General features: G+C 39.9%; 18 protein-coding genes. 5 read left to right on the forward strand and 13 right to left on the reverse strand.

Annotated elements, in window-relative coordinates:
- The 3 genes from MKL36_RS03135 to MKL36_RS03145 form a co-directional block, all read left to right on the forward strand.
- The coding region (locus tag MKL36_RS03135) for an acetyl-CoA C-acyltransferase (protein ID WP_086377673.1) at positions 1–675 on the forward strand (675 nt) is incomplete at its 5' end.
- A gap of 10 nt (positions 676–685) precedes the next feature.
- Entirely contained in the window at positions 686–1,465 is a 780-nt protein-coding gene (pcaD, locus tag MKL36_RS03140) for a 3-oxoadipate enol-lactonase (protein ID WP_021511227.1), read from the forward strand.
- Positions 1,466–1,723: 258 nt separating this feature from the next.
- Positions 1,724–4,186, forward strand: a complete 2,463-nt coding sequence (locus MKL36_RS03145; protein WP_021511226.1) for a penicillin acylase family protein — start codon at positions 1,724–1,726, stop codon at positions 4,184–4,186.
- A 71-nt stretch (positions 4,187–4,257) separates the two neighbouring features.
- Here MKL36_RS03145 and MKL36_RS03150 read toward each other — a convergent pair whose 3' ends face one another.
- The 13 genes from MKL36_RS03150 to MKL36_RS03210 form a co-directional block, all read right to left on the reverse strand.
- Positions 4,258–5,745 carry an NAD-dependent phenylacetaldehyde dehydrogenase gene (locus MKL36_RS03150; RefSeq protein ID WP_021511225.1) on the reverse strand — a complete coding sequence of 496 codons (1,488 nt, stop codon included), beginning with the start codon at positions 5,743–5,745 and terminating at the stop codon, positions 4,258–4,260.
- Positions 5,746–5,779: 34 nt separating this feature from the next.
- Positions 5,780–6,997 (reverse strand): hypothetical protein, encoded by a 1,218-nt coding sequence (locus MKL36_RS03155; protein ID WP_086374038.1) that lies wholly within the window; start codon positions 6,995–6,997, stop codon positions 5,780–5,782.
- Between the two features lie 142 nt (positions 6,998–7,139).
- Positions 7,140–9,455: a primary-amine oxidase gene (tynA, locus tag MKL36_RS03160; protein WP_086374034.1), complete on the reverse strand. Its 2,316-nt coding sequence runs from the start codon at positions 9,453–9,455 to the stop codon at positions 7,140–7,142.
- A 210-nt stretch (positions 9,456–9,665) separates the two neighbouring features.
- Positions 9,666–10,580 (reverse strand): transcriptional regulator FeaR, encoded by a 915-nt coding sequence (feaR, locus tag MKL36_RS03165; protein ID WP_001077864.1) that lies wholly within the window; start codon positions 10,578–10,580, stop codon positions 9,666–9,668.
- Positions 10,581–10,778: 198 nt separating this feature from the next.
- Entirely contained in the window at positions 10,779–11,735 is a 957-nt protein-coding gene (locus tag MKL36_RS03170; protein WP_002036543.1) for a p-hydroxyphenylacetate 3-hydroxylase reductase component, read from the reverse strand.
- Positions 11,736–11,780: 45 nt separating this feature from the next.
- Positions 11,781–12,734: a PDR/VanB family oxidoreductase gene (locus MKL36_RS03175; RefSeq protein WP_021511222.1), complete on the reverse strand. Its 954-nt coding sequence runs from the start codon at positions 12,732–12,734 to the stop codon at positions 11,781–11,783.
- 34 nt (positions 12,735–12,768) lie between these two features.
- Positions 12,769–13,506, reverse strand: a complete 738-nt coding sequence (locus MKL36_RS03180) for an SDR family NAD(P)-dependent oxidoreductase (protein ID WP_000815915.1) — start codon at positions 13,504–13,506, stop codon at positions 12,769–12,771.
- 10 nt (positions 13,507–13,516) lie between these two features.
- Positions 13,517–14,002 (reverse strand): aromatic-ring-hydroxylating dioxygenase subunit beta, encoded by a 486-nt coding sequence (locus MKL36_RS03185; RefSeq protein WP_001056939.1) that lies wholly within the window; start codon positions 14,000–14,002, stop codon positions 13,517–13,519.
- Positions 14,003–14,012: 10 nt separating this feature from the next.
- A complete protein-coding gene (locus MKL36_RS03190; protein WP_001084464.1) occupies positions 14,013–15,290 on the reverse strand; it encodes an aromatic ring-hydroxylating oxygenase subunit alpha in 1,278 nt (425 codons plus the stop codon).
- Positions 15,291–15,319: 29 nt separating this feature from the next.
- Positions 15,320–15,847: a nuclear transport factor 2 family protein gene (locus MKL36_RS03195; RefSeq protein ID WP_021511221.1), complete on the reverse strand. Its 528-nt coding sequence runs from the start codon at positions 15,845–15,847 to the stop codon at positions 15,320–15,322.
- 10 nt (positions 15,848–15,857) lie between these two features.
- The gene (locus MKL36_RS03200; protein ID WP_021511220.1) at positions 15,858–16,217 is read right to left on the reverse strand and encodes a hypothetical protein; all 360 of its coding nucleotides are present in this window, start codon (positions 16,215–16,217) and stop codon (positions 15,858–15,860) included.
- 27 nt (positions 16,218–16,244) lie between these two features.
- Positions 16,245–17,393, reverse strand: a complete 1,149-nt coding sequence (locus MKL36_RS03205; RefSeq protein ID WP_086263874.1) for an acyl-CoA dehydrogenase family protein — start codon at positions 17,391–17,393, stop codon at positions 16,245–16,247.
- 36 nt (positions 17,394–17,429) lie between these two features.
- Positions 17,430–18,539 (reverse strand): amidase, encoded by a 1,110-nt coding sequence (locus MKL36_RS03210; protein WP_086374035.1) that lies wholly within the window; start codon positions 18,537–18,539, stop codon positions 17,430–17,432.
- Between the two features lie 149 nt (positions 18,540–18,688).
- On the opposite strand from MKL36_RS03210, the gene MKL36_RS03215 reads away from it, so the two are divergent.
- Positions 18,689–19,156, forward strand: coding sequence for a MarR family winged helix-turn-helix transcriptional regulator (locus MKL36_RS03215; RefSeq protein WP_000884019.1), 468 nt, complete (start codon positions 18,689–18,691; stop codon positions 19,154–19,156).
- Between the two features lie 407 nt (positions 19,157–19,563).
- The gene (locus MKL36_RS03220; protein ID WP_001076619.1) at positions 19,564–20,913 is read left to right on the forward strand and encodes a spinster family MFS transporter; all 1,350 of its coding nucleotides are present in this window, start codon (positions 19,564–19,566) and stop codon (positions 20,911–20,913) included.
- Positions 20,914–21,020: the final 107 nt, after the last annotated feature.

The following is a 21,020-nucleotide window of genomic DNA, read 5'->3' on the forward strand; positions in this document are numbered from 1 at the left end:
CAGGACCAGTTTGCCTTGGTGAGCCAACAACGCACCGCAAGCGCGCAAGCCAAAGGCTTTTTTTCTAAAGAAATCGTGGCAGTTGAAATCCCTCAGCGTAAGGGTGATGCTGTTGTGATTGATACTGATGAACATCCACGTGCATCAACCACCCTTGAAGGTTTAAGCAAACTTAAACCTGTTGTGAAAGCAGATGGCACAGTCACTGCGGGTAATGCTTCAGGTATTAACGATGGTGCAGCGGCTCTGCTGATTGCTTCTGATGATGCAGTTCAGGCCTACAATCTCAAACCACGTGCCAAGATCATTGCTTCAACAGCAGTGGGTGTAGAGCCACGTATTATGGGTTTTGCTCCAGCGCCTGCAATTAAAAAATTACTTAAACAAGCTAACCTGACTTTAGATCAGATGGATGTGATTGAGCTGAATGAAGCCTTTGCTGCACAGGCTTTGGCTGTCACCCGTGATTTAGGTTTGCCAGATGATTCTAACAAGGTAAACCCAAACGGTGGAGCAATTGCTTTAGGTCATCCACTGGGTGCATCAGGTGCACGTCTTGTAACGACAGCCCTAAACCAGCTTGAACAAACAGGTGGTCGTTACGCTTTGTGTTCAATGTGTATTGGTGTAGGCCAAGGCATTGCTTTGATTATTGAACGTGTTGAAGCACTTTAAGGAGAAACAAATGCCATCTTTTCAATCTGCCGATGCACAAATTAACTATCAAACTTTTGGCGAACCGTCGTCCCCTGCTCTGGTGTTTTCCAATTCTTTGGGCACCAATTATGGTATGTGGCAAAAACAGTTTAATGAGTTAAAAGATCAATTTTTTGTGATCTGCTATGACACTCGTGGTCACGGTTCATCATCTACGCCTGACGGTCCATATACTGTAGAGCAATTAGGTGAAGATGTTGTCCGTTTACTGGATCATCTGAATATTAGTAAAGCTGCTTTTTGTGGTATTTCCATGGGCGGTTTAACCGGTCAATGGCTGGCGATTCACTACCCTAACCGTTTTAGTCATGTCATTGTGGCAAATACTGCCGCTAAAATTGGACAAGAACAGGCATGGCTTGACCGTGCAAAATTAGTACGTGAGCAAGGTTTACAACCAATCGCAGCTACAGCAGCTTCGAGATGGTTTACAGATCCCTTTATCCAAAGTCATCCTTCAATTGTCAACAACCTGTGTAACGACTTAAGTGCTGGCAGCGCAATGGGTTATGCCAATTGTTGTGAGGCTTTGGCTAAAGCGGATGTCCGTGAGCAGTTAAAAGACATCAAAATTCCAGTATTAGTGATTGCTGGAACCCAAGACCCTGTAACGACAGTTGCAGATGGCGAGTTTATGCAGCAACGTATTCCGCAATCACATCTTGAAGAAATAGATGCCTCTCATATTTCTAATGTCGAGCAACCCGAAGCTTTTAATAAAATCTTAAAGGATTTTTTAGTGAACTAATTTCGCTATCAATAAACTTTATTCATCTCTAAAAAGGCCAATCATGGCCTTTTTTATTCTCTCAAAATAGAAAATTAAATAACTTGTTCGAGAAGGTATAAATATATACCTCAATTGTAATGGAAAATTACATGGATAAATAACAGTATTTAAACTTCATGAACAGGGCTGTTCATCTGTGACGTGAATCTAAGTTGATTCTTAAATCGCTCACTTCTATTCATAATGAAAGTAAGGATATCTAAATTGAACATATCTATGCTGAACTCTCGGCCTCACCCTACACGTCCTTTAATTAAATATGGAACATTACTTTTAGGTGTGCTTTTAGCGGGTTGTAATTCCTCATCAAGTTTAGCCCCCACACCGACACAAAAGCAGATCACAATTAAGCGCGATAAATTCGGTACACCACATGTATATGCAAATGATACCTATGGACTTTTTTACGGCTATGGATATTCGGTAGCGACTGATCGATTATTCCAGATGGAAATGTCGAAACGTACAGGACAAGGTACAGTTGCCGAGGTGCTCGGTCCCGACTATCTTCAATATGATATTGCAACACATAGCCGTTTTGACCCAGAAAATATTAAGCAACAACTCGCCGCACTCTCACCAGAAGACCGAGCAATTTTTGAAGGTTATGCCGCAGGTTTTAATAAGCGTGTTAAAGAGGTTTTAGCAGATCCAGCTCTTATGCCTAAAGAGTTCACAGATCATGGTTTTAAACCATCAACATGGCAACCGGAAGATATTGCTATGGTTTGGGTTGGCTTAATTTTAAATCGCTTCTTTTCAGCAAGTTCGGAAGTATCAAATTTAGATTTACTCACGCAACTGCAAAAAGAAAAAGGTCAAGAAGAAGGCCTTAAGGTCTATCAACAATTACGTTGGCTAGATGACCCAAGTGCCCCAACTATTATTCAATCTGCACAAAAAACTCAGCTTTTAGCACATCAACACCAAATACTTAAAGACATTAGCCCTATTTCAAATAAGGCAGCCAAAACCTATTTAGCTCAAGCTCGCATTGCTTTAGGCAAAAGTGTGGTAGATGGTGTACCTACCGCCAGTAATGCATGGGTCTTAAAAGGTGATAAGACTATTGAAGGCCAAGCTGTTTTATACAATGGACCACAACAAGGATGGTATACACCAGCAATTACTTACAGTATTGGTTTACATGGGGCTGGCTATAATTTGACAGGTATTACACCAGTTGGCTTGCCTGCAATTTTATTTGGAACTAATGGCAAAATCGCATGGGGTTCGACGGTAGGTTCACTCGATACTAACGATGTTTATCAACTCACCCTAAATCCAAGTAATTCAAAAGAATATTTATATAAAGGGGTTTATATTCCATTTGAACACAAGCAAGTAAAAATAAAAGTTAAGAATCAAGCCGACCATGTTTTAGATGTTTATAAGAGTAAACAAGGTTTTGTAAGTACATGGGATGAAAATAACCATACGGCGTATGCACAAAAACGTAGCTGGGAAGGTGTAGAAATTGAAACCTTATTAGGATGGGCAAATGCAGCGAAAGCCTCAAATTGGGATGAGTTTCTTGCTCAAGCCAAACGTGTCGCGGCCTCTATCACTTGGTTCTATGCCGATACTAAAAATAATATCGGTGTGGCGGCTTTAGGCCGTTTACCTATTCGCCCTGAAAACCAGCATATTCAGCTTCCAGCTAAAGGTGATGGTTCAATGGAGTGGCAAGGTTTTTATGACTTCTCACACAACCCTAAAGAATACAATCCGCAAAAAGGTTATGTCACAAGCTGGAATAACAAAGCCTATGCAGATTTACGCTCAGATTCGTCAAACTTTTCTTATGTAGATCGGGTCAATGAACTAATTGAACCTTTAGAAAGTAAAGCAAAACTGAGTCAGCAAGAAATTTGGGAAATTAATAAAACGGCTGCATGGTCTGATTTAAATGCGCGTTATTTTGTTCCTTATATGATTCAAGCTGCACAAAGTCCTAAGGCAACACCGTTAGCTAAAAAAGTCGCTCCCTTACTTGCCAATTGGGATCTTAAATTACGCCCTGATAGCGAGGCGAAATATTATCAAGGTGCAGCACCAGCAATTACACGTACATGGCTTAATCAAATGATTGAACTGGTACTCAAACCAAACCTTTCAGAAAATATTTATAAGCGTTATACCGATACGCTTTATCCGGTAAATAATGATCCACGAAGTGCACAGCCAGCGAGTGCATCAAAATTAATCTGGAATGCACTGCAAGGAAAACAGGCAAGCGTTCCTCAGAATGTTGATTTCTTAAAAGGACAAACAGCAGATGAGGTCGTATTAAAAGCTTTAGAAAATGCACTGACTGAACTTTCAAATCAATATCACTCTACCGACCCGAACGACTGGAAAATTCCGGTCGCAACCATGGGCTTTTCCAGCAAAAATTCGGTAGGCATTCCCTGGGCTGATCCATCGCATGAACAAAAGCTTAGTACTTATGGAAATACGGGAAGTGCTACTTTTAGAGTGGTCTTAAATCCAAATCAAGTCACCATGTGTTCGATTTTGGCCCCAGGACAAAGTGGTTTTATCAATCAAAATGGAAAACCTGATGCCCACTTTGCAGATCAGCTCTCTTTATTTGAAAGTTATAAATGTAAAGATGATGCGGTGAGTCAAAAAGAAATCGACCAATCAACTCAACAAAGCATCACTTTAAACTACTAACTTTTTAGCCCAATTTTTATGTTAAAAGACTGAGGTTTGTTATTTATAAAATGACAAACCTCTTTATTGGCTTAATACCGAATCATCACCGATTTTAATTCGGTGTAATCTTCGATAAATGCATCTGAAAACTCTCTGCCAATTCCTGAAGCTTTCACCCCACCAAATGGCACTGATGGGTCTAAGAACGTATGCATATTGACCCATAAGGTCCCTGCTTCAATTTTAGGAATTAAACGCAAAGCTTTCGATAAGTCATTTGTCCAGATACTTGCGGTTAAACCAAAGCGCGACTGATTCATAAGCTGAATAAGTTCTTCATCAGTGTCGAATGGCATTATCCCGACCACTGGACCAAAAGTTTCTTCTGAAAATAAAAGATCATCCGTATTTTTAAAGGAAATTAAAGTCGGTTGTACAAAATATCCGGTCTGATCTAAAGCCTCCCCCCCTGCAATAATCTGGTTGTTGGCTTTAGCCATATCTAAATAATGTTTCACTTTATTAAAATGTGGCTGATTAGAGAGTGGACCGAACATACTTCCCTCATCCATGGCCGAACCAATTTTGAAACCAGAGAGAGCTTTAGAGAGTTTTTCTACCAATTCATCATATTTTGTACGGTGTACAAAAAACCGTTCTGGAGATGCACAAACTTGCCCTTGATGCACAAAAGTTGCTTGCAACAAAGTCGGTAAAATCTCATCAATATTTGCATCGGCTAAAACGGCTATTGCATTTTTACCACCCAGCTCCAGACTTACACGGGTTAAATCACTGCTCATCGCGAGCTTACCAATCGCGATACCCGTTGGTACTGAACCTGTAAATGAGACTTTCTTAACGAGCGGCGACTCAATTAAATATTGCCCTGTATCGCCCTTACCTGTCACTACATTAATTACACCAGCCGGAATACCTGCCTCAATAGCAAGTTCAGCTAAACGTAATAATGATAAACTGGCGAACTCACTTGGTTTAAGCACAATGGTACAGCCAGTTGTTAAAGCTGAACCGATTTTCCAAACGCCAATCATCAGTGAAAAATTCCAAGGCACAATCCCTGCAACTACACCCACTGGTTGCCTTAAAGTAAAGGCCGTATATTTCTCACCTTGCATAGAAGGAATAGAAGGTTGCATGGTTTGACCATTAATTTTGGTTGCCCACCCTGCAAAATATCTTAAGAAAATAACGGATTGTGCGACCTCAAGATGACGGGAAATATTGATAAGTTTTCCTGTAGACAACGTCTCGAGCTGTGCAAGTTCTTCACCATGTTGCTCAATTAAATCTGCTAACTTATTTAGTTTAACGCCACGTTCATACGGCGTAGTTTCAGCCCAAGCATTTTGAAAAGCATGTTCAGCACTCTTGACGGCGCTTGCGACATCTTGTTGACTACCAATACTAATTTGAGCAACCACTTGTTCAGTCGACGGATTAACAATATCCACTTTATCTAAAAGCTCGGCAGCAACTAACTTTCCATCAATAAAATGTCCATGTTGACGTGCCATAAATTGCTGTACGCTTTGTAAAATCTTAACTTCACTCATTTTTTATTTCTCTCAATTCATTTAAAAGGATTTATTAATAGATGTATTGCAAAATTAACTGCGCATAGACATTGGTTTTGTCATCGTAGTTTTGAGTGCCGCCACTATGGATATCGTGTTTTGGTTTATAAAGTCCCACTAAAGGAATCACGTTGAATTTTTTATTAACTGACCAGACCGAAAAGACATCCAGCTCATGTCCATCTACATTAGTTAAAGATTTATTAACTGTTTTGAACTTATAGGCCAAAGCACCCAACATAAAATTTTCTTTCAAATTCATCATGTAAGAAAGTTGATGAATGTCGGCATTTTTATTGAATGGTCCAGCATAGTTTCCGGCAACTTCACCCTGAAACCATGTACCAAAGCCGACCGTATTTCCATAAAACATAGGGTCGTATTGGTCTGAAAAATGACTAAAACGGTACCCTAATGAAGGCGTATATTTTGAAGATAAAAAGTTATAGTTCAGCGCTAAGTAGCCAGCATTTTCGTCGCCATCTTTTTTATCTTGAACTACAAACTCAGTTTTAACTTGTAGTTCTGGTAAAGGTTGATAATTCAAGCGTAAAGCATAATTTTTAAGATCTTCGCGCCCTGAAACGTGTTCAGCATCTTCAAGGTCTAATACATTTAAGTAAGTAAATCCAACACCTTTATCTTTAAGCTGATACATCAGATCAGTCACAAACAGTTCTGGTGAAAATTGTGCTTTATTGTCCGATTTTAAATAAGCCAGTTTTAGCGTGGTATTCTCTTGCGGTTTGTACTGAAGCAAACTTGTAAAATCAAAGCTTCGACGGGCTGCCAGATAATATGCGCCGCCCCGATCGAGTGCACCATCCGCCGGCACTTTACCGAGGTTTAATGCATCACCCGCAATAAAGAACCCATCACCAATCATGATATTTTGTCGACCGATACTTAAATCATAGGTCGTTAACTCATCTTTATTGGTGCCGTCTTTAAAACCAATGACCCATTCATTTACATCTGTTTTGCGTTCTTTACCATTACTATTTTGGCCTGCGTCACCATCACCAAATGTAGCCGAACTAATACCACTCAAACTTGCATAGAGCTGATTGCCTTTAAAGGTATATTGTCCTTTAGCACCATATTTAAGATGGCCTTCTTGCCAATTGATTCTTTCATCCTCTAGGTTTTCGCCGTTATAGCTTTTACCGCTACTAAAAGCCCCAAAAGTTGCTTCAAAAGTTGGCTTAATTTCTAGCTCACTAGCATGCACAGTTGAAAAAAATGAGACAAAGAAAGCCCCTCTCATAACCTGAGAAAATAAATTTTTCATTGAGAAATTCCTTTTTGCGAACGGCCTAACCGTGCTCAGGTATGGGTAACTTATTCGTTACCCATCCTCGTCATGTTGGTCTTTAGTGATGGTCGTGCTGCGTACTTTGCCCTTCTTCACCCAAGTTTAAAGTCGGGGTGTTGTCAAAGAAGTTCCAAGGTTTGATTAGGGTATAAACCCATTCTGTCGGCATAATTGGCCATTCTTCAGCACGTGCCACATGGGTTGTGCCTGTTGTCATCCACACCACAAGGTCTTTATTTTCAATATTTTCGTTGTTGCCAATGAACTGTCCTAAGCCTGTATCATGAGTCGAACGGTTTGAATATTTCCCTTCAGGATAGCGTTCATCCGGATTGTATTGAGTCACCCAAATTTGCTTATCCATAAAGTTCAAACGTTTAAATAACCATTCATCTTTAGAAAAATTGGCTCCTTTCGCCACAGGGTGTGTTCCACCTGCAAAAGGAATGAGCTGGTAAGAAACCGGATTACCTAATTTATTTTCCTTGTTGAAATTCGTGAGTAAGCGAATGGTAGACGGATCAAATTTTTCAGCTGCATTTTGCTCATTGGTAATGACTTTACTGTCAATTTGCATTGAGCTTGTACGAACGCCACCTTTGTCATTGGCTTTCACCACAGGGTCCATATGCATAAAGCTGTTGTTTTCTCCATCGACATCCATGTCTAAGCGGAAGTTATAGATGTGCTGATGGGTTGTACCCACAATATTATGGTCAATTAAAGTTCCATATTTGGTGTCTTCTTTGGCGGTACTGTCATGCATGGTGCGTGATTTAACGCCTTTAACAGCTTCAATACCCGTTGCACCCGCATTAATTCCAATTACACCATTTTGGGCAAATACCCAGTCAAACATATAATCGTAGTTTCCAACCGTACTAATCCAGCGGATGACAAGTTCACGGCGGGCTTCACTGGCATCCTGATTGCCAAAAATTTCGTGATGTTTATATTCAGGTCCTGCATAACGTTCAAATACAGCAATGGCATTTGGAATTACTTGTGGCTGGCCTTTGTAGTCTGCAATCACGGCATCAAGTAAAACAGCGTTGTCGGGTGCATCTGTTCCCGGAATAATAGATGAGGTAAGTGTTCCCATACCATATTCGCCAGAGTCCAAATAAGATTTGAAGTACCAACCGATATCAGGGTCACCATATGGAACCACCATTCCACCCAAGTTACCTTCATACATGACTTTACGCTTCACACCTTTATCTTTATAGGTCACTGTTGAAAGCTGTAAGCCAACACGAGAATCTAACGCCACATGCAAACACCAGTTCCCCCAATGTATGGTTTGGCCAGTAATGCTAAAGTTCTTACCCTCAGGTTCAGTAATATTGAGTGGTTTTAACTTACTTGCTACGGGCTTATTCGACATATAAGGTCGATTTGCCATCGGCACAGGAATGATCGCACCTTCTTCAATCTTGATAATTTTTTCTTTATCTAAATCGACTACAGCAACTAAATTTTCAATTGGATGCGCCCAGTAGTTACCATCCCCAACATCGAGGTAAGCAACGACTTTTAATATATTGAGTTGTTTATCCAGACCATCTTTACCGCCAAAATATCCAACAGTTAGCGGAGTAGCGATCACTTTCTTCACATCGGTAATACCGCGTTTGCGTAACGCATCTTGATATTCTTTACTCGTCTCAATTACGCGCTGTACGGCTTCAAAATTATCAAGCAAAACCATACCGTGAGTATCTTTAAGTACATTCCATTTTGTGACTTGTTGAGTATTAAGATTAACTTCACCTTCAATCGCTTGATTGCCCTTTAATAAAATAAATGAGGCAATACGATCTTCTTTAAAATCTTTATGATTAATAAAGTAATCCCATACTTTGGCTTTTTCAGGTTCTTTAAGCTTTAACTCGGCAAAACGCATATTTTTATAGGCGTATTTCGAGCGATTAATCACATCAAATGTCTTTTTGATTTCGTCAGAATTTAAGCTATTGAGCGGGTGAAAGGTATTTTCAACTTTAAAAGTTTGATCTAACCCCGACTGGAAGACTTCGTTAAAAAAATCTTTTCCAATAACAGGTTTACCATCTTTGATTAATAACGGGACACTGAGTTTTAAAGGTTTGCCATTCACTAAAACCTGATTTGAGTTTGGCTTGGCTCTAACCACCATAGAGCCTTTGGTAATTGTATACGTATTGGTAAAATCGTCTTTGACAATTTTAGCGCCTTGCTCACTCATGTTTTGATAAAGTGAGACCATTTCGGCCTTTCCACCATGAGCAAACGCTTGAGTATTGAGTCCCCAAAAGCTTGCAGCGATTGATAAGTTAAGTGCCAGTATTTTTTGTATGTCATTCAATAATCGTTGTTTACGCATTGGTTTCATCCTTTTCATCTATCCCTGAACTATCTGAATCAGACAGTTAAAATGCACTTTCCTGTGAGTGAAATTCATTAGACCAACTTAATAGTTCTATGGTTATTAAGCTTATCTAACCTGCTCTGATGAATTTAATTTCAACACAGTTACATAGGGCTAGCTTGTTCAAGAATGACGTCGAATTTGTCTAAAAATGACATTAAAAGAAGAAGTATTTTAAACTGACATACCCTCTCTAAATTCTTTAGGAGAGATACCATAGGTCTTTTTAAAGATTTTTGAAAAATGAGCACCATCCCAAAAACCCCACTTTAAGGCAATTTGGGCAATCGAATTCTGTTTGTTCTTTTTATCGAGTAAATCTGCTTTGACTTTTTCTAGGCGTTTGAGCTGTATGTATTTGTTAATAGATAAATTTTCTTGAAGGAATAAACGGTAAAGATGTCGTAGTGATACTCCAATATGCTCTGCAATTAATTTAGGGGTTAAATCTGGTTTTGCTAAGTTCTCAATAATAAAACGCTCGGCTTTTTCCATCAGGTTATTTGAACTATTAATATTTTTATAATTGATTGTGGGTTTGATTAAAGCAATCAGCGCATCTTCAAAAGCATTACCATCTTCCGTTGCATACCAAAGTTTGATGTTTTCAGCAGACATATTTTTCAAAATATTCTTGAGTAAAAAACCACTCATATTTTGCGTAATCAGTTTTCCAAAATATTCGGTACTAATATTTTCTTTAAGTAATTTTTCACGCGACAGGTGCACTGAAATCTGACTCACCAAACCTTGCGGATACATCGAAATAGTTTCGACCGGGTCTACCAACACAATATCGCCTTCATTCAGACTTAGAGTCTCATTCTTATACTCGAGCAGCATTTTTCCCGAATACTGCAAAATCAAAAAACAAAAACGATTATTCACTCGATCTATTTCATCGGCTTTTCGGACAATTTTATTGGCATTATTTTTAATAAAAGCAATTTCGGTATCGCCCAATAAAAAGCACTGAACCTCACCAATGAATAAATTACGGGTTCCATCAAAATCGGTTTCAAAATTGCCGCACACATTTTTAATATGGTGCGTCCATGTGAGTAATGCATCACTTACATATTGGTTCATCCCTTACCTCTCTATACATGTGCCACCGCTCAAGATTTTGCGCTTGTGGTGGTTCACTGTCTTGGCATATTTGCAATCATGTTTTATTGATAAACAAATTGTGTGCCAAAAATTCCTTATCCGTGGAATTGTTTTGATGATAGTCAGCTAGATGTAAAGAAGCTGATAAATCAATTCAATTTATCAGCTTAATGGGGCTTATGCTACTCCCGCAAAATCTCGCAGCATGGTTATAAAAATATTCTTTTGTTCCTCAGAATACTTTTTAAACACCTCATTTTGGTGGCTATCGGCAATATCAAATAAATACTGCGCTGTTTGTTTGCCTTTTTCGGTCAGGGCGTACAAATTATCGTGATCGACTAGTAACCCTTCAAATTTTAGAATTTCAGCCGATCTTTCTACTTCTTGCATTGGCATAGCAATATCGCGTGGTAAATCTTCTTTACTTGAAGCAGTACCACTGGCTAAAACGAGCAAAAGACGTGATTCACTGGTACGGAAACCCGAAGCCATTTGCTTTGGAATATAGTCAGTTTGATAAGCTTTAAAAGCACGGCTCATTAAGTAGCAGACATTATTATATAAGTGCCCATAATGTGTTTGGTCTACGCCGTTCTGTTCCGTTTGTTTAACTTGAAGGCTTGGATGCGGCATGACACAAGAATATGCACCTTGATGGTAAACCAGCGGGCTTCGGCCTTGATCATGGAAACGAACCACTTTACCAATAATAATCCAGTGGTCACCACCTTCGATCACTTGATAACGTTCGCACTCAAACACCGCAGAACAATTTTCTAAAATAGGTGCGCATCCTGCGCCAAGTTGAAAATTTGTGTCGGCAAATTTATCAATATTGCGTCTCGAAAACTTATTAGACAGCTCAATTTGCGTGCCCGATAAAATATTGACTGCAAAATGTGTTGCTTCTTCAAATACTGAAAAACTTGACGATTTTTTATCAATGCTCCACAAAATAAGCGGTGGATCGAGTGATACTGAATTAAAACTATTTGCGGTTACACCGACTTTCTCACCTTGTGCATTTTGTGCAGTAACAATGGTAACGCCTGTTGCAAAATTTCCTAATGCTCGTCGGAACTGTAGTGGATCGACCGTAAACTCATCTATTTGTTGTAATACATTCATCATCTTTCTCCTAAACCTTCTCTTACATCCATATAAATCGCGAGAGCATTAGATATCTAAAACTAATCTCGGTGTTTTAGAGCGTGAACAGCACACTAATATTTGCTCATTGCTGGCTTTTTCTTCGTCAGTAAAATAAACATCTCTGTGATCTGGTTCGCCTTCAATCACATCGCACATGCAGGTTCCACATACGCCTTGCTCGCAAGACATTTCAATGTCGATGCCTTCTTTAGCCAAAGCCTGCAAAATGGTTTCGCCCGCTTCGACCATAATGATTTTTCCGCTTCGCTCAGCCACCACCTCAAATGAATCTCCTGACGTGTCAGTTTCGACTTGGAAATACTCTTTATGGATTTGCTGCTCAGGAAAATCATGAGTTGTGGCGAGGTTAATCACCCAATCCATGAAACCGACTGGACCACAGGTATAAATATGACTTTCAGGATTAATATCTTTAATGGCAGATTCAAAAAATGCTCTGTGGCTTGCGCCTTCAGATTTAAAATGGAAAGTTGTGTATTGTGCTAACACACCATTTTTAATTTCATCAACAAAAGCACATTTTTCAGGGCTAGCACCACAGTAGTGAAGCTCAAATGATGCGCCTTCATGTGCAAGTTGATATGCCATCGTGATTAACGGCGTAATCCCGATTCCACCGCCAATCAAGACACTGTGTTTGGCTTTTAAAAGTGGAAATAAATTTTTTGGCTCACTGACCTGAATTTGCATGCCATCTTTAATTTCATCAAATGCAGAAATTGAGCCGCCACGTGATTCAGGGTCACGTAAGATTCCAAGGCGAAACTTTCCTTCGTCATTTGGATTTTGGCAAAGCGAATATTGGCGTACCATACCATTCGGTAAGTGCACATCAATATGTGCACCGGGTTCAACCTTTGGTAATGCAGCAGAAGTTGCAGATTCAAACTCCATAACTGCAATATTTCCACCTTCCACATGGCGATTTTTAACGACAACATCATAAAGTGTAGTCATGATTTAGCTCCCTTTTCATGCCTAAGCGTGTGGCTTAACGCATGAATAAACCACCGTTAATATCCCATGTTGCACCAGTCACAAAACTTGCATTTGGACTCGCAAGCAACCCACAAGTTTCAGCAATAAAATGCATACTTCCTAAGGCTTTAACCGGAATATTCTGGATGAACTGTTCCATTTTTTCGTCTGGCACCACACTATGAACGATCGGGGACTCCATCGGTCCCGGTGCAATCGCATTGACCGTAACACCTTTTGCCGCAAACTCTTTGGCAAAAATTTTGGTTAACGTCACAATGGCCCCTTTGGTTGCCGCGTAGTGTGCACCCGTTGCAGTACCGCCGTTTTGTCCCGCTAAAGACGCCATATTAATGATGCGTCCATAACCTTTTTTGGCCATATATTGACCAATAATTTGACAAGCCTGAAAGGTGCCGCGTTGGTTAACTTGGGTCACCCAATCAAAATCGGCTGCGGTAATTTCTAATACAGGCGTTGCTTTGGTGACGGTGGCATTGTTAATCAACACATCAAGTTTAGAAAATTTCTCTTCAATCCATTGCACCGCTGCATGAAAATCTGCCTCGACCGAAATATCCAGCTTTAAAGGAAACATATTTTGGGCATACTGACTTTGTTCCTTAGCATTTTCGGCTTTTTCAAGCGTACTGGCTGACAAAATCACTTGATGGCCTTGGCTCGCAAAATATTCAGCAATGACATTACCGAGTCCAGAAGCAGCACCTGTCACTAAAACAACCTGTTTCATGTTACCGCTCCTAAAGAATGTAGCTAATACCAGCCAAGGTATCGGTTGAGTTAACCAAGTTAATGATTTTACGGTTAATTTTAAAACCAGTATCAGCATCACGGGTTAGATGGTACGTAATATCGGCTGTGTAATGCTTGAGGTTTTCTTTACGAAATTCACGTAGGTTTTGAGCACAGCGTAAAACGATTTCATCATCTTGATCTTGAACAATACGTATACGAGAAACACTACGCACAGTATTTGCTTTAGGCGCTGTAGAAATCGCTTCACCATTTTCGAGTCGTTCTACCCGTAACTTACGCATATGATTATCGTCATAGGCATAATTTAAGTTGTTTTCGTAGTCTGTGAGGTTCGGGTCAATCGGAATGATATAAACGCCCTTTTCATTCCATAAATTGAGCCATTCACGGTACTCGCTGTGGTCTAACATATCTGCTTCGGCCCAGATGAAAGCAGTGACTTCATTTAATAATTGCAGATTCATATTCATTGCTCTCTCCTTAAGCTGTCATCATCTTTTTCCATTGCTGATATGCTGCACGCATACCTGTTTCAGCACTGACATCACTTTTTAAGCCATCTTCAGTTTTAACTTCGCCCGGTAAACCGCGGTTGAGCATGATCCATAAATCATTACCGGCATTGGCACCGTGTTGCACGCGTTCCCAAGCCTCAGAATCATCTGGCGTACCAAAACCAAATGGGCCTTGGAAATGTTCATGCAAACGTAAGCGATATTGATTGGCAATTTGTGGACCACCATCCATCGTAATCACCGAGTGATGAATTTCTGTTTCAGCAACTGAAATTGGCTGTAACACACGGAAGAACGCCATTGAACATGCAATATTCGGGAATAAATTTAAGTTAAAGCCCGAACCACCAACTGCTCGAACAATACGGCGTACTTCTAATTCTTCATGCCCTTCGTCACGTAAAGCTTGAGCCAAGTCTTCGAAACGCTCTTGAATTGGACGCTCCATTAAGTCTTCTTCTAAATCGACCAGTTCAGGAATCATCACCATGACACTGTGACCGTTTCCTAAGTCTTCAACAAAGCCCGGCTGGTTTTCGAAGTTAAAGAGTTCTTCGGTTTTTTCATCGACAGAACTTAAGAATGACTTGTGTACCAACGGGAAGTGATATGCATCGGTGGTATTTTCAAGCTGGATTTTCCAGTTACCCGGGAAACGGAAACGGTGTTCGCCCAACACTTTAATTGGATAACCTGCGCCTTGTTTCATAAACAGATCAATCCATTTTTTCGCAGGCCCAAGGAACTCTTCAAGCGGTTGAATGTCTTCTTTAAATGAAGCGAAGATCATGCCGTTATATTCTTCTACCCGTAGACTCACCAGCGGTAATTCTGACTTATCTAAACAATCGCCGTAACTTTCCGGAGATGGCACGCCACGTAAACTGCCATCAAGTGCATAACTCCAACCGTGATATGGGCATACAAAACTGTTAGTTTTTCCTTTTTTATGTTCACATACGGTTGCTGCACGGTGACGGCAACGGTTCAAAAGTACATGGACTTTCTTTTTACGGTCACGCACCACTACAACAGGCTGTTTACCGATATTAATGGTTTTATAGCTTCCGGCTTCTGGAATTTCGCTAGCATGCGCAACCCACACCCAAGTGCTATAAAAGATTTTTTCCATTTCTTCATCAAAAATGCGTTCATCTTTATAAAGAGAAGTATGGGCACGGTCACTTTTAACTAAAGCATCGTAATCAATGCCAATGTTATGCGTTGGGATAATACTGTTCATATCAATAGTCCTTTTAAATATGTCCTGGGTCATTCCTGGGAAGGTACCGGCAACTCGGCTTCACTGTGCCAATGCGATACCGGACGACTGAAAATATTCTGTGTTTGGAAATTTTTAATTTTCCATGTTCCATCTGCTTGCTTCTGAAACTTCACCTTGAGCTTTGCCGCATTCAGATGACTACGGCCATCTTGAAAAGTTGAAGTTTGCAACATCAGCCATGAAGCATTTGCATCATTTTGATTTACATAAATTTGTTCTGAATTTACAAAGTGTGCATTCATGACAAAGTGAGATTCTTTTTGTGTATAGCGTTTGAACATGTCGTAAATCGACTGCCAAGAATCATAACGGCCAAAAGATTTGGCATATTTCTCACCAATACCTTCCCAAATACAGTCTTGATCAAAAAGATTCATCAACTCATAAAGATCTGTATTTGCATTGAGCTCGTCGCAGATTTCCATATAACGGTTTATGCAGTTACGAATGGCATTGTGTGCTTCCAACTGTTCTAGCCGTTCTATAATTTCTGCAATATTCACTTTGTCAGTCATTGCGGTCGCCCTAACGTTGAATAATCAATTCACGCCCAACACGAGCTTCAACTTTGCAATATTTCCAAAGTTTGTATGGCCCTTCACCCACCACGGTCGTTCTAAACAAGTTACAAGCTGCATGTACTGTCTCAATATCCGGAACATCTGCAAGCAAATAAGTGGTCCAAGGCCAGCCCGTACTTGCACCCACCATGCTTTGGTCATCATCAAGATTCCCAAAAATATGCACACCAGGTAGGTCATGAATGCCATTCCACATTTCACCAAATGCTGCCCAAACCGCTTTTGCTTCAGCAGGTTCTGCATCAAAAAAGTTCTGGTTAATACCCATGCAAAACAACACGCGTAATGGTTTTTTAGCTTCCATCTCAATATTCCTTTTTAAAATTTAAACTTATAGATAACCTGGGGCTGGCTTTAACCCGAAACTGACTAAACCTGCATTTTGTAAAGTTGCATCACCCATAAAGGCATGTTGGGTCACCACGTTGGTGTCATTTACAAAACGGCTAAATGGATTGTTGGTATAAATCGCTGTCATACCCGCGAGCATTTGCATTTTTCGGGTCACTTTGGCGCAAACGCGAGCTGCATGTGTACATGCCAGACGCATATCACTAATCTGTTCAGCAGTTGCTTCACGACCAGCAATAATTTCATTCCAGACAATATCCATGGTTTGATAAAACCAAGACTTTGCCGCCTGAAACTCTGCATCAGCTTGAGCAAACTCATATTGAGTCACTGGGCGGTTTGCAATTTCTGACCCACCCGTAATAGATGCTTTACCCGGTGCTAATTTTTCAAATTCTTCTAATGCGGCAGCTGCAACACCAATACCCACCACGGTTAATACTTGAGTCGCTAAAGACAGTGATGGATATTTAAAAAATGGCTCGCTGAGTTTTGAAGGCTCACCCCGTACAAAGGTCCATTTCTTTTCGACCAATACATCTTCAACCACCAAATCATGGCTTCCGGTACCTTTTAGGCCAACTGTGTCCCATGTCATTTCGATTTTGGCTTTGTTGGCAGGCATCACGGCCATGCGTGGTAAACCTTGCATTTCATTATTTTTAAGGGGTGAAATCCCCACGCCAACAATGTCAGCGCCCATACAGCCGCTTGAAAATTTCCAACGTCCGCGCACCACCACACCTTCATCGGTAATTTCGGCAGGCTGAGGTGGGAAAATACCTCCGGCAAATACAACATCTGGCCCGTTTTGGTACAACTCTTTCAGCGTTTCTTCCGGCAAACTTCCTAAATACGCAGGACTCATACCGAAACTTGCTACCCAACCCACTGAACCATCAGCTTTAGATAAAGTTTCGATCAACTCACAAAACTGCCGCGGTGACCATTCTTCACCACCAAAACGTTTAGGCACTAAGGCACGGTAAACACCAATTTTTTTAAGTTTTTCGATAATGTCTTGGCTCACATAGGCCTGATTATCAAACTCACCTGCACAGGCACGCTCACGAATTTCTTGGCACAAAGCATCTAAATCAACTGCTTTGTCTTGAGAAGCAAACTCCATTTTAGACAACTTATTCATCATCTAACTCCTTGTAATTTATTGCATTGCATCAACACAAAATTTAGCTATTGCACATAATTGCTCATCTTTTTGATGCTTTGATACGATCTGTAAGCCCACAGGCAAACCTTCACTGGTTTCAAGTGGCACTGAAATAGCTGGATGTCCTGATAAATTAAATGGTCGAACTAAACTGGTTAGGTTCAAAAAAGCGACCGTATTTTCAGCTTCAGAAACTTTTGGTGGAATTTGTGGAAGTGTCGGCAGAACCAATGCATCATATTTTTCTAATAAAGCATCGAGTTCCTTTGTCAGCTGCGCTTTCACAACTTCTGCTTGCTTTACTTGCTCTAAAGTGGTGTGGGCTGCTTTTAATAAACGATTATTTACATCAGAACCAATTAAGCCTGTTTGGGTTAATTCACCAAAAGCTTGCCAGTTTTCATAGTTAATAATCTGCATGCCTGCATCATAAGCTGCTTCAAAATGTTCAACCTTTTCTAAAACGGTCTCTAAATTTGCTTTTTGAAGTGCTTGATAAATACAGTTCCAAATAATCTCATCTGCACTTACATCTAAAACCGCAAGTTTTGGTGTATGCGTACATTCAGCCGGCTTAAAAGTTGGATCAATAATTTGCATGGCTTTTTCAATCATCTCGACTGAATTTGCAAAAGGACCAACGCAATCTAAAGAACTTGACGGCGGGTATACGCCTTGGCGACTTACCCGACCAAAAGTCGGTTTTAAACCAAAAACTCCGCAGCACGCAGCGGGCATACGGATAGAGCCACCCGTGTCTGTCCCTAAAGTAAAGTCAGCTTGTTTAGCTGCAACTGCTGCGGCTGAACCACTTGAAGAGCCACCCGGAATAAGTTCAGGATATTTAGGATTGATAGGTGTACCAAAAGCGTGGTTAATGCCTGTAATTCCAAAAGCCAATTCGTGCAAATTTGTCTTGCCAATAATTTCGCAATCAGCTTTTAAGATGTTTTTAACCACCTCTGCATCATCGTGCGCAGGTTCAACTTCTAATAAAGCTCTACTGCCAGCAATGGTTTTTAGACCTTGAATATCTATAGTGTCCTTCACCATCACCTTAAGTTTGCCGCTTCCTTTTTGCACACTTTGGCTAATAATATTCATTCACTTTTCCATGTATTTTTATCCATTAATTAAAATATCAGAAAATTTAATGGAATTGTCAAGTAATTTTTCTAATGTGTGTTCAAGGAAATATGCAAAATTTTGTTTATAATAGAATTACCCTTTTTTTACTAAGTTATTGCTTAGCTATGCTTGATCATTTAGAACAATTTCTTCCCAATAAAGAACCGTCGAGTATTCAAAACTTCCCCTTTTTCTGGATTTCCCAAGTTAATGGTAAATATTCACAACTTATTGAAAAATCTATAAAGAAACTTGGCATTGATAATACTCGCCGCAAAATTATTTTAAGTACCAATGCGCTTGGGGAAGCCAGTATCACTGACATTGCCAATCTTTCTACTTTAAAACTCACAACAGCAACAAAGGCTGTATATCGATTGGTAGAAGATGGCATTGTGGAAGTCTACTCTTCTACCGCTGATGAACGGATTTCGATGGTGAAATTAACGGCCAAAGGTGTTGAGCTGGTTGAACAGATTAACCAAATTAGTGTGGTTACCTTAGCGGGGATCCTCAATGCTTTTTCAGAAGATGAACTGCATAACCTAAATCATCAGTTAAAAAAATTATTTGATCTCATGCCATCAAGTTAATTATTTCCATCGACACTAAATTAACTGGGCTCTAGAGCAGTTAAAGCTAGTCTTAGCTGCTCACTATAAAAAATCTGCCATCAATAATAAAATTTATTAAATTCAAATATTTATAATAATTAAACCCTCCTAATAGCTCACTTAACATACTTTTTAGGTATCTAAACATACTCAACAAGTAATGGAATTTTACATATAAAAAGAAAATAATAATTCAATAATCTAGTCAGCATTACTATTTCCGTTTGTGTTAAGTCACCTTCTTTAAGGCCCCTTACCAAACCAAATTCAATCATTTCTAGCCGTTTCATTATTCATTTCAAATGGGGACGTATCAAAAATTTTGAGGATGAATAGAAGCTAGAGATCAATTTCTTTAAAGCGTTTTATACATAAGGATTAAGTGTATGAACCAAAGTAATATCGCTGTTGAAAGGACACAAAAGAAAACCAATGCATATGCATGGTATGTGGTCATACTTTGTATGTTGGCCTATATTTTTTCATTTATTGACCGTCAAATTCTGGCCTTGATGATTGAACCCATCAAAGCAGACCTTCAACTTTCAGATACTCAATTTAGCTTGTTACATGGCCTTGCCTTTTCACTATTCTACGCTGTGATGGGCTTACCATTAGCCTATATTGCCGACCGTTTTTCCCGACCAAAACTGATTTCAATCGGGATTATTGTCTGGAGCTTAGCAACAGCAACTTGCGGTTTAAGTAAAAACTTTATTCAACTATTCCTAAGCCGTATGGCTGTGGGCGTTGGTGAAGCAGCTTTATCTCCAGCGGCCTATTCAATGTTTAGTGACATGTTCAGTAAAGACAAACTAGGCCGCGCGGTCGGGATCTATTCAATTGGTGCTTTCTTAGGTGGAGGTATCGCCTTTTTAGTTGGCGGTTACGTGATTAACCTGCTTAAAGGCGTGACACTCATTGAAGTTCCTTTATTAGGTGCACTCAAGGCATGGCAAATTGCCTTTTTAGTGGTGGGGTTACCCGGCATTATTATTGGTTTGCTATTTATTTTGACAGTTAAAGATCCTGCACGTAAAGGACAGCAGCTCAACCAAAGCGGACAAGTTGACCAAGTTAAATTCACGCAGTGCCTTCAGTTTATCAAGAAACATGCAAAAACATTTGCTTGTCACTATTTAGGTTTTACCTTTTATGCAATGGCACTCTACAGTCTGACTAGTTGGACACCAGCATTTTATATTCGTAAGTTTCAACTCGCGCCGACTGAAACAGGCTATATGCTCGGCACTATATTGCTAGTTGCAAATACTTTAGGCGTGTTTTGTGCAGGATGGCTAAACGACTGGTTTATTAAAAAAGGACGCCAAGATGCACCGATGTTCACGGGTGTGATTGGTATTGTTGGCTTGATTATTCCAATTGCATTTTTTACCCAAACAGATCAACTCTGGCTTTCAGTAACTTTGCTCATTCCTGCAATGTTCTTTGCCTCCTTCCCACTTGTGATTTCAGCAACAGCATTGCAAATGTTAGCACCGAACCAATTTAGAGCACGCCTTTCTGCCCTCTTCCTCTTGGTAAGTAACTTAATTGGACTAGGTGTTGGTACAACATTAGTCGCAATTATTACAGATAAGGTTTTTGGCAATCCATTAATGGTGGGTTCTTCTTTATCTATTGTGGGTGGTTTGTCCTGTGTACTGGCTTTGGCTCTACTTTTTAAAGGCTGTAAATCCTTTAGTGAAAGCATGAAGCTTGAAAAATTACGTTAATTGAAGCAACAGCCACTTATAAAAACAGGAGTTCCCTTTAAACAATTTAGGGAACACCACACCAATATTTCACAATACGTAATGCCGAGGACTGGCATATATCTTGG

The sequence above is a fragment of the Acinetobacter sp. AOR12_HL genome, assembly GCF_027855275.1.
Taxonomy (GTDB): domain Bacteria; phylum Pseudomonadota; class Gammaproteobacteria; order Pseudomonadales; family Moraxellaceae; genus Acinetobacter; species Acinetobacter baumannii.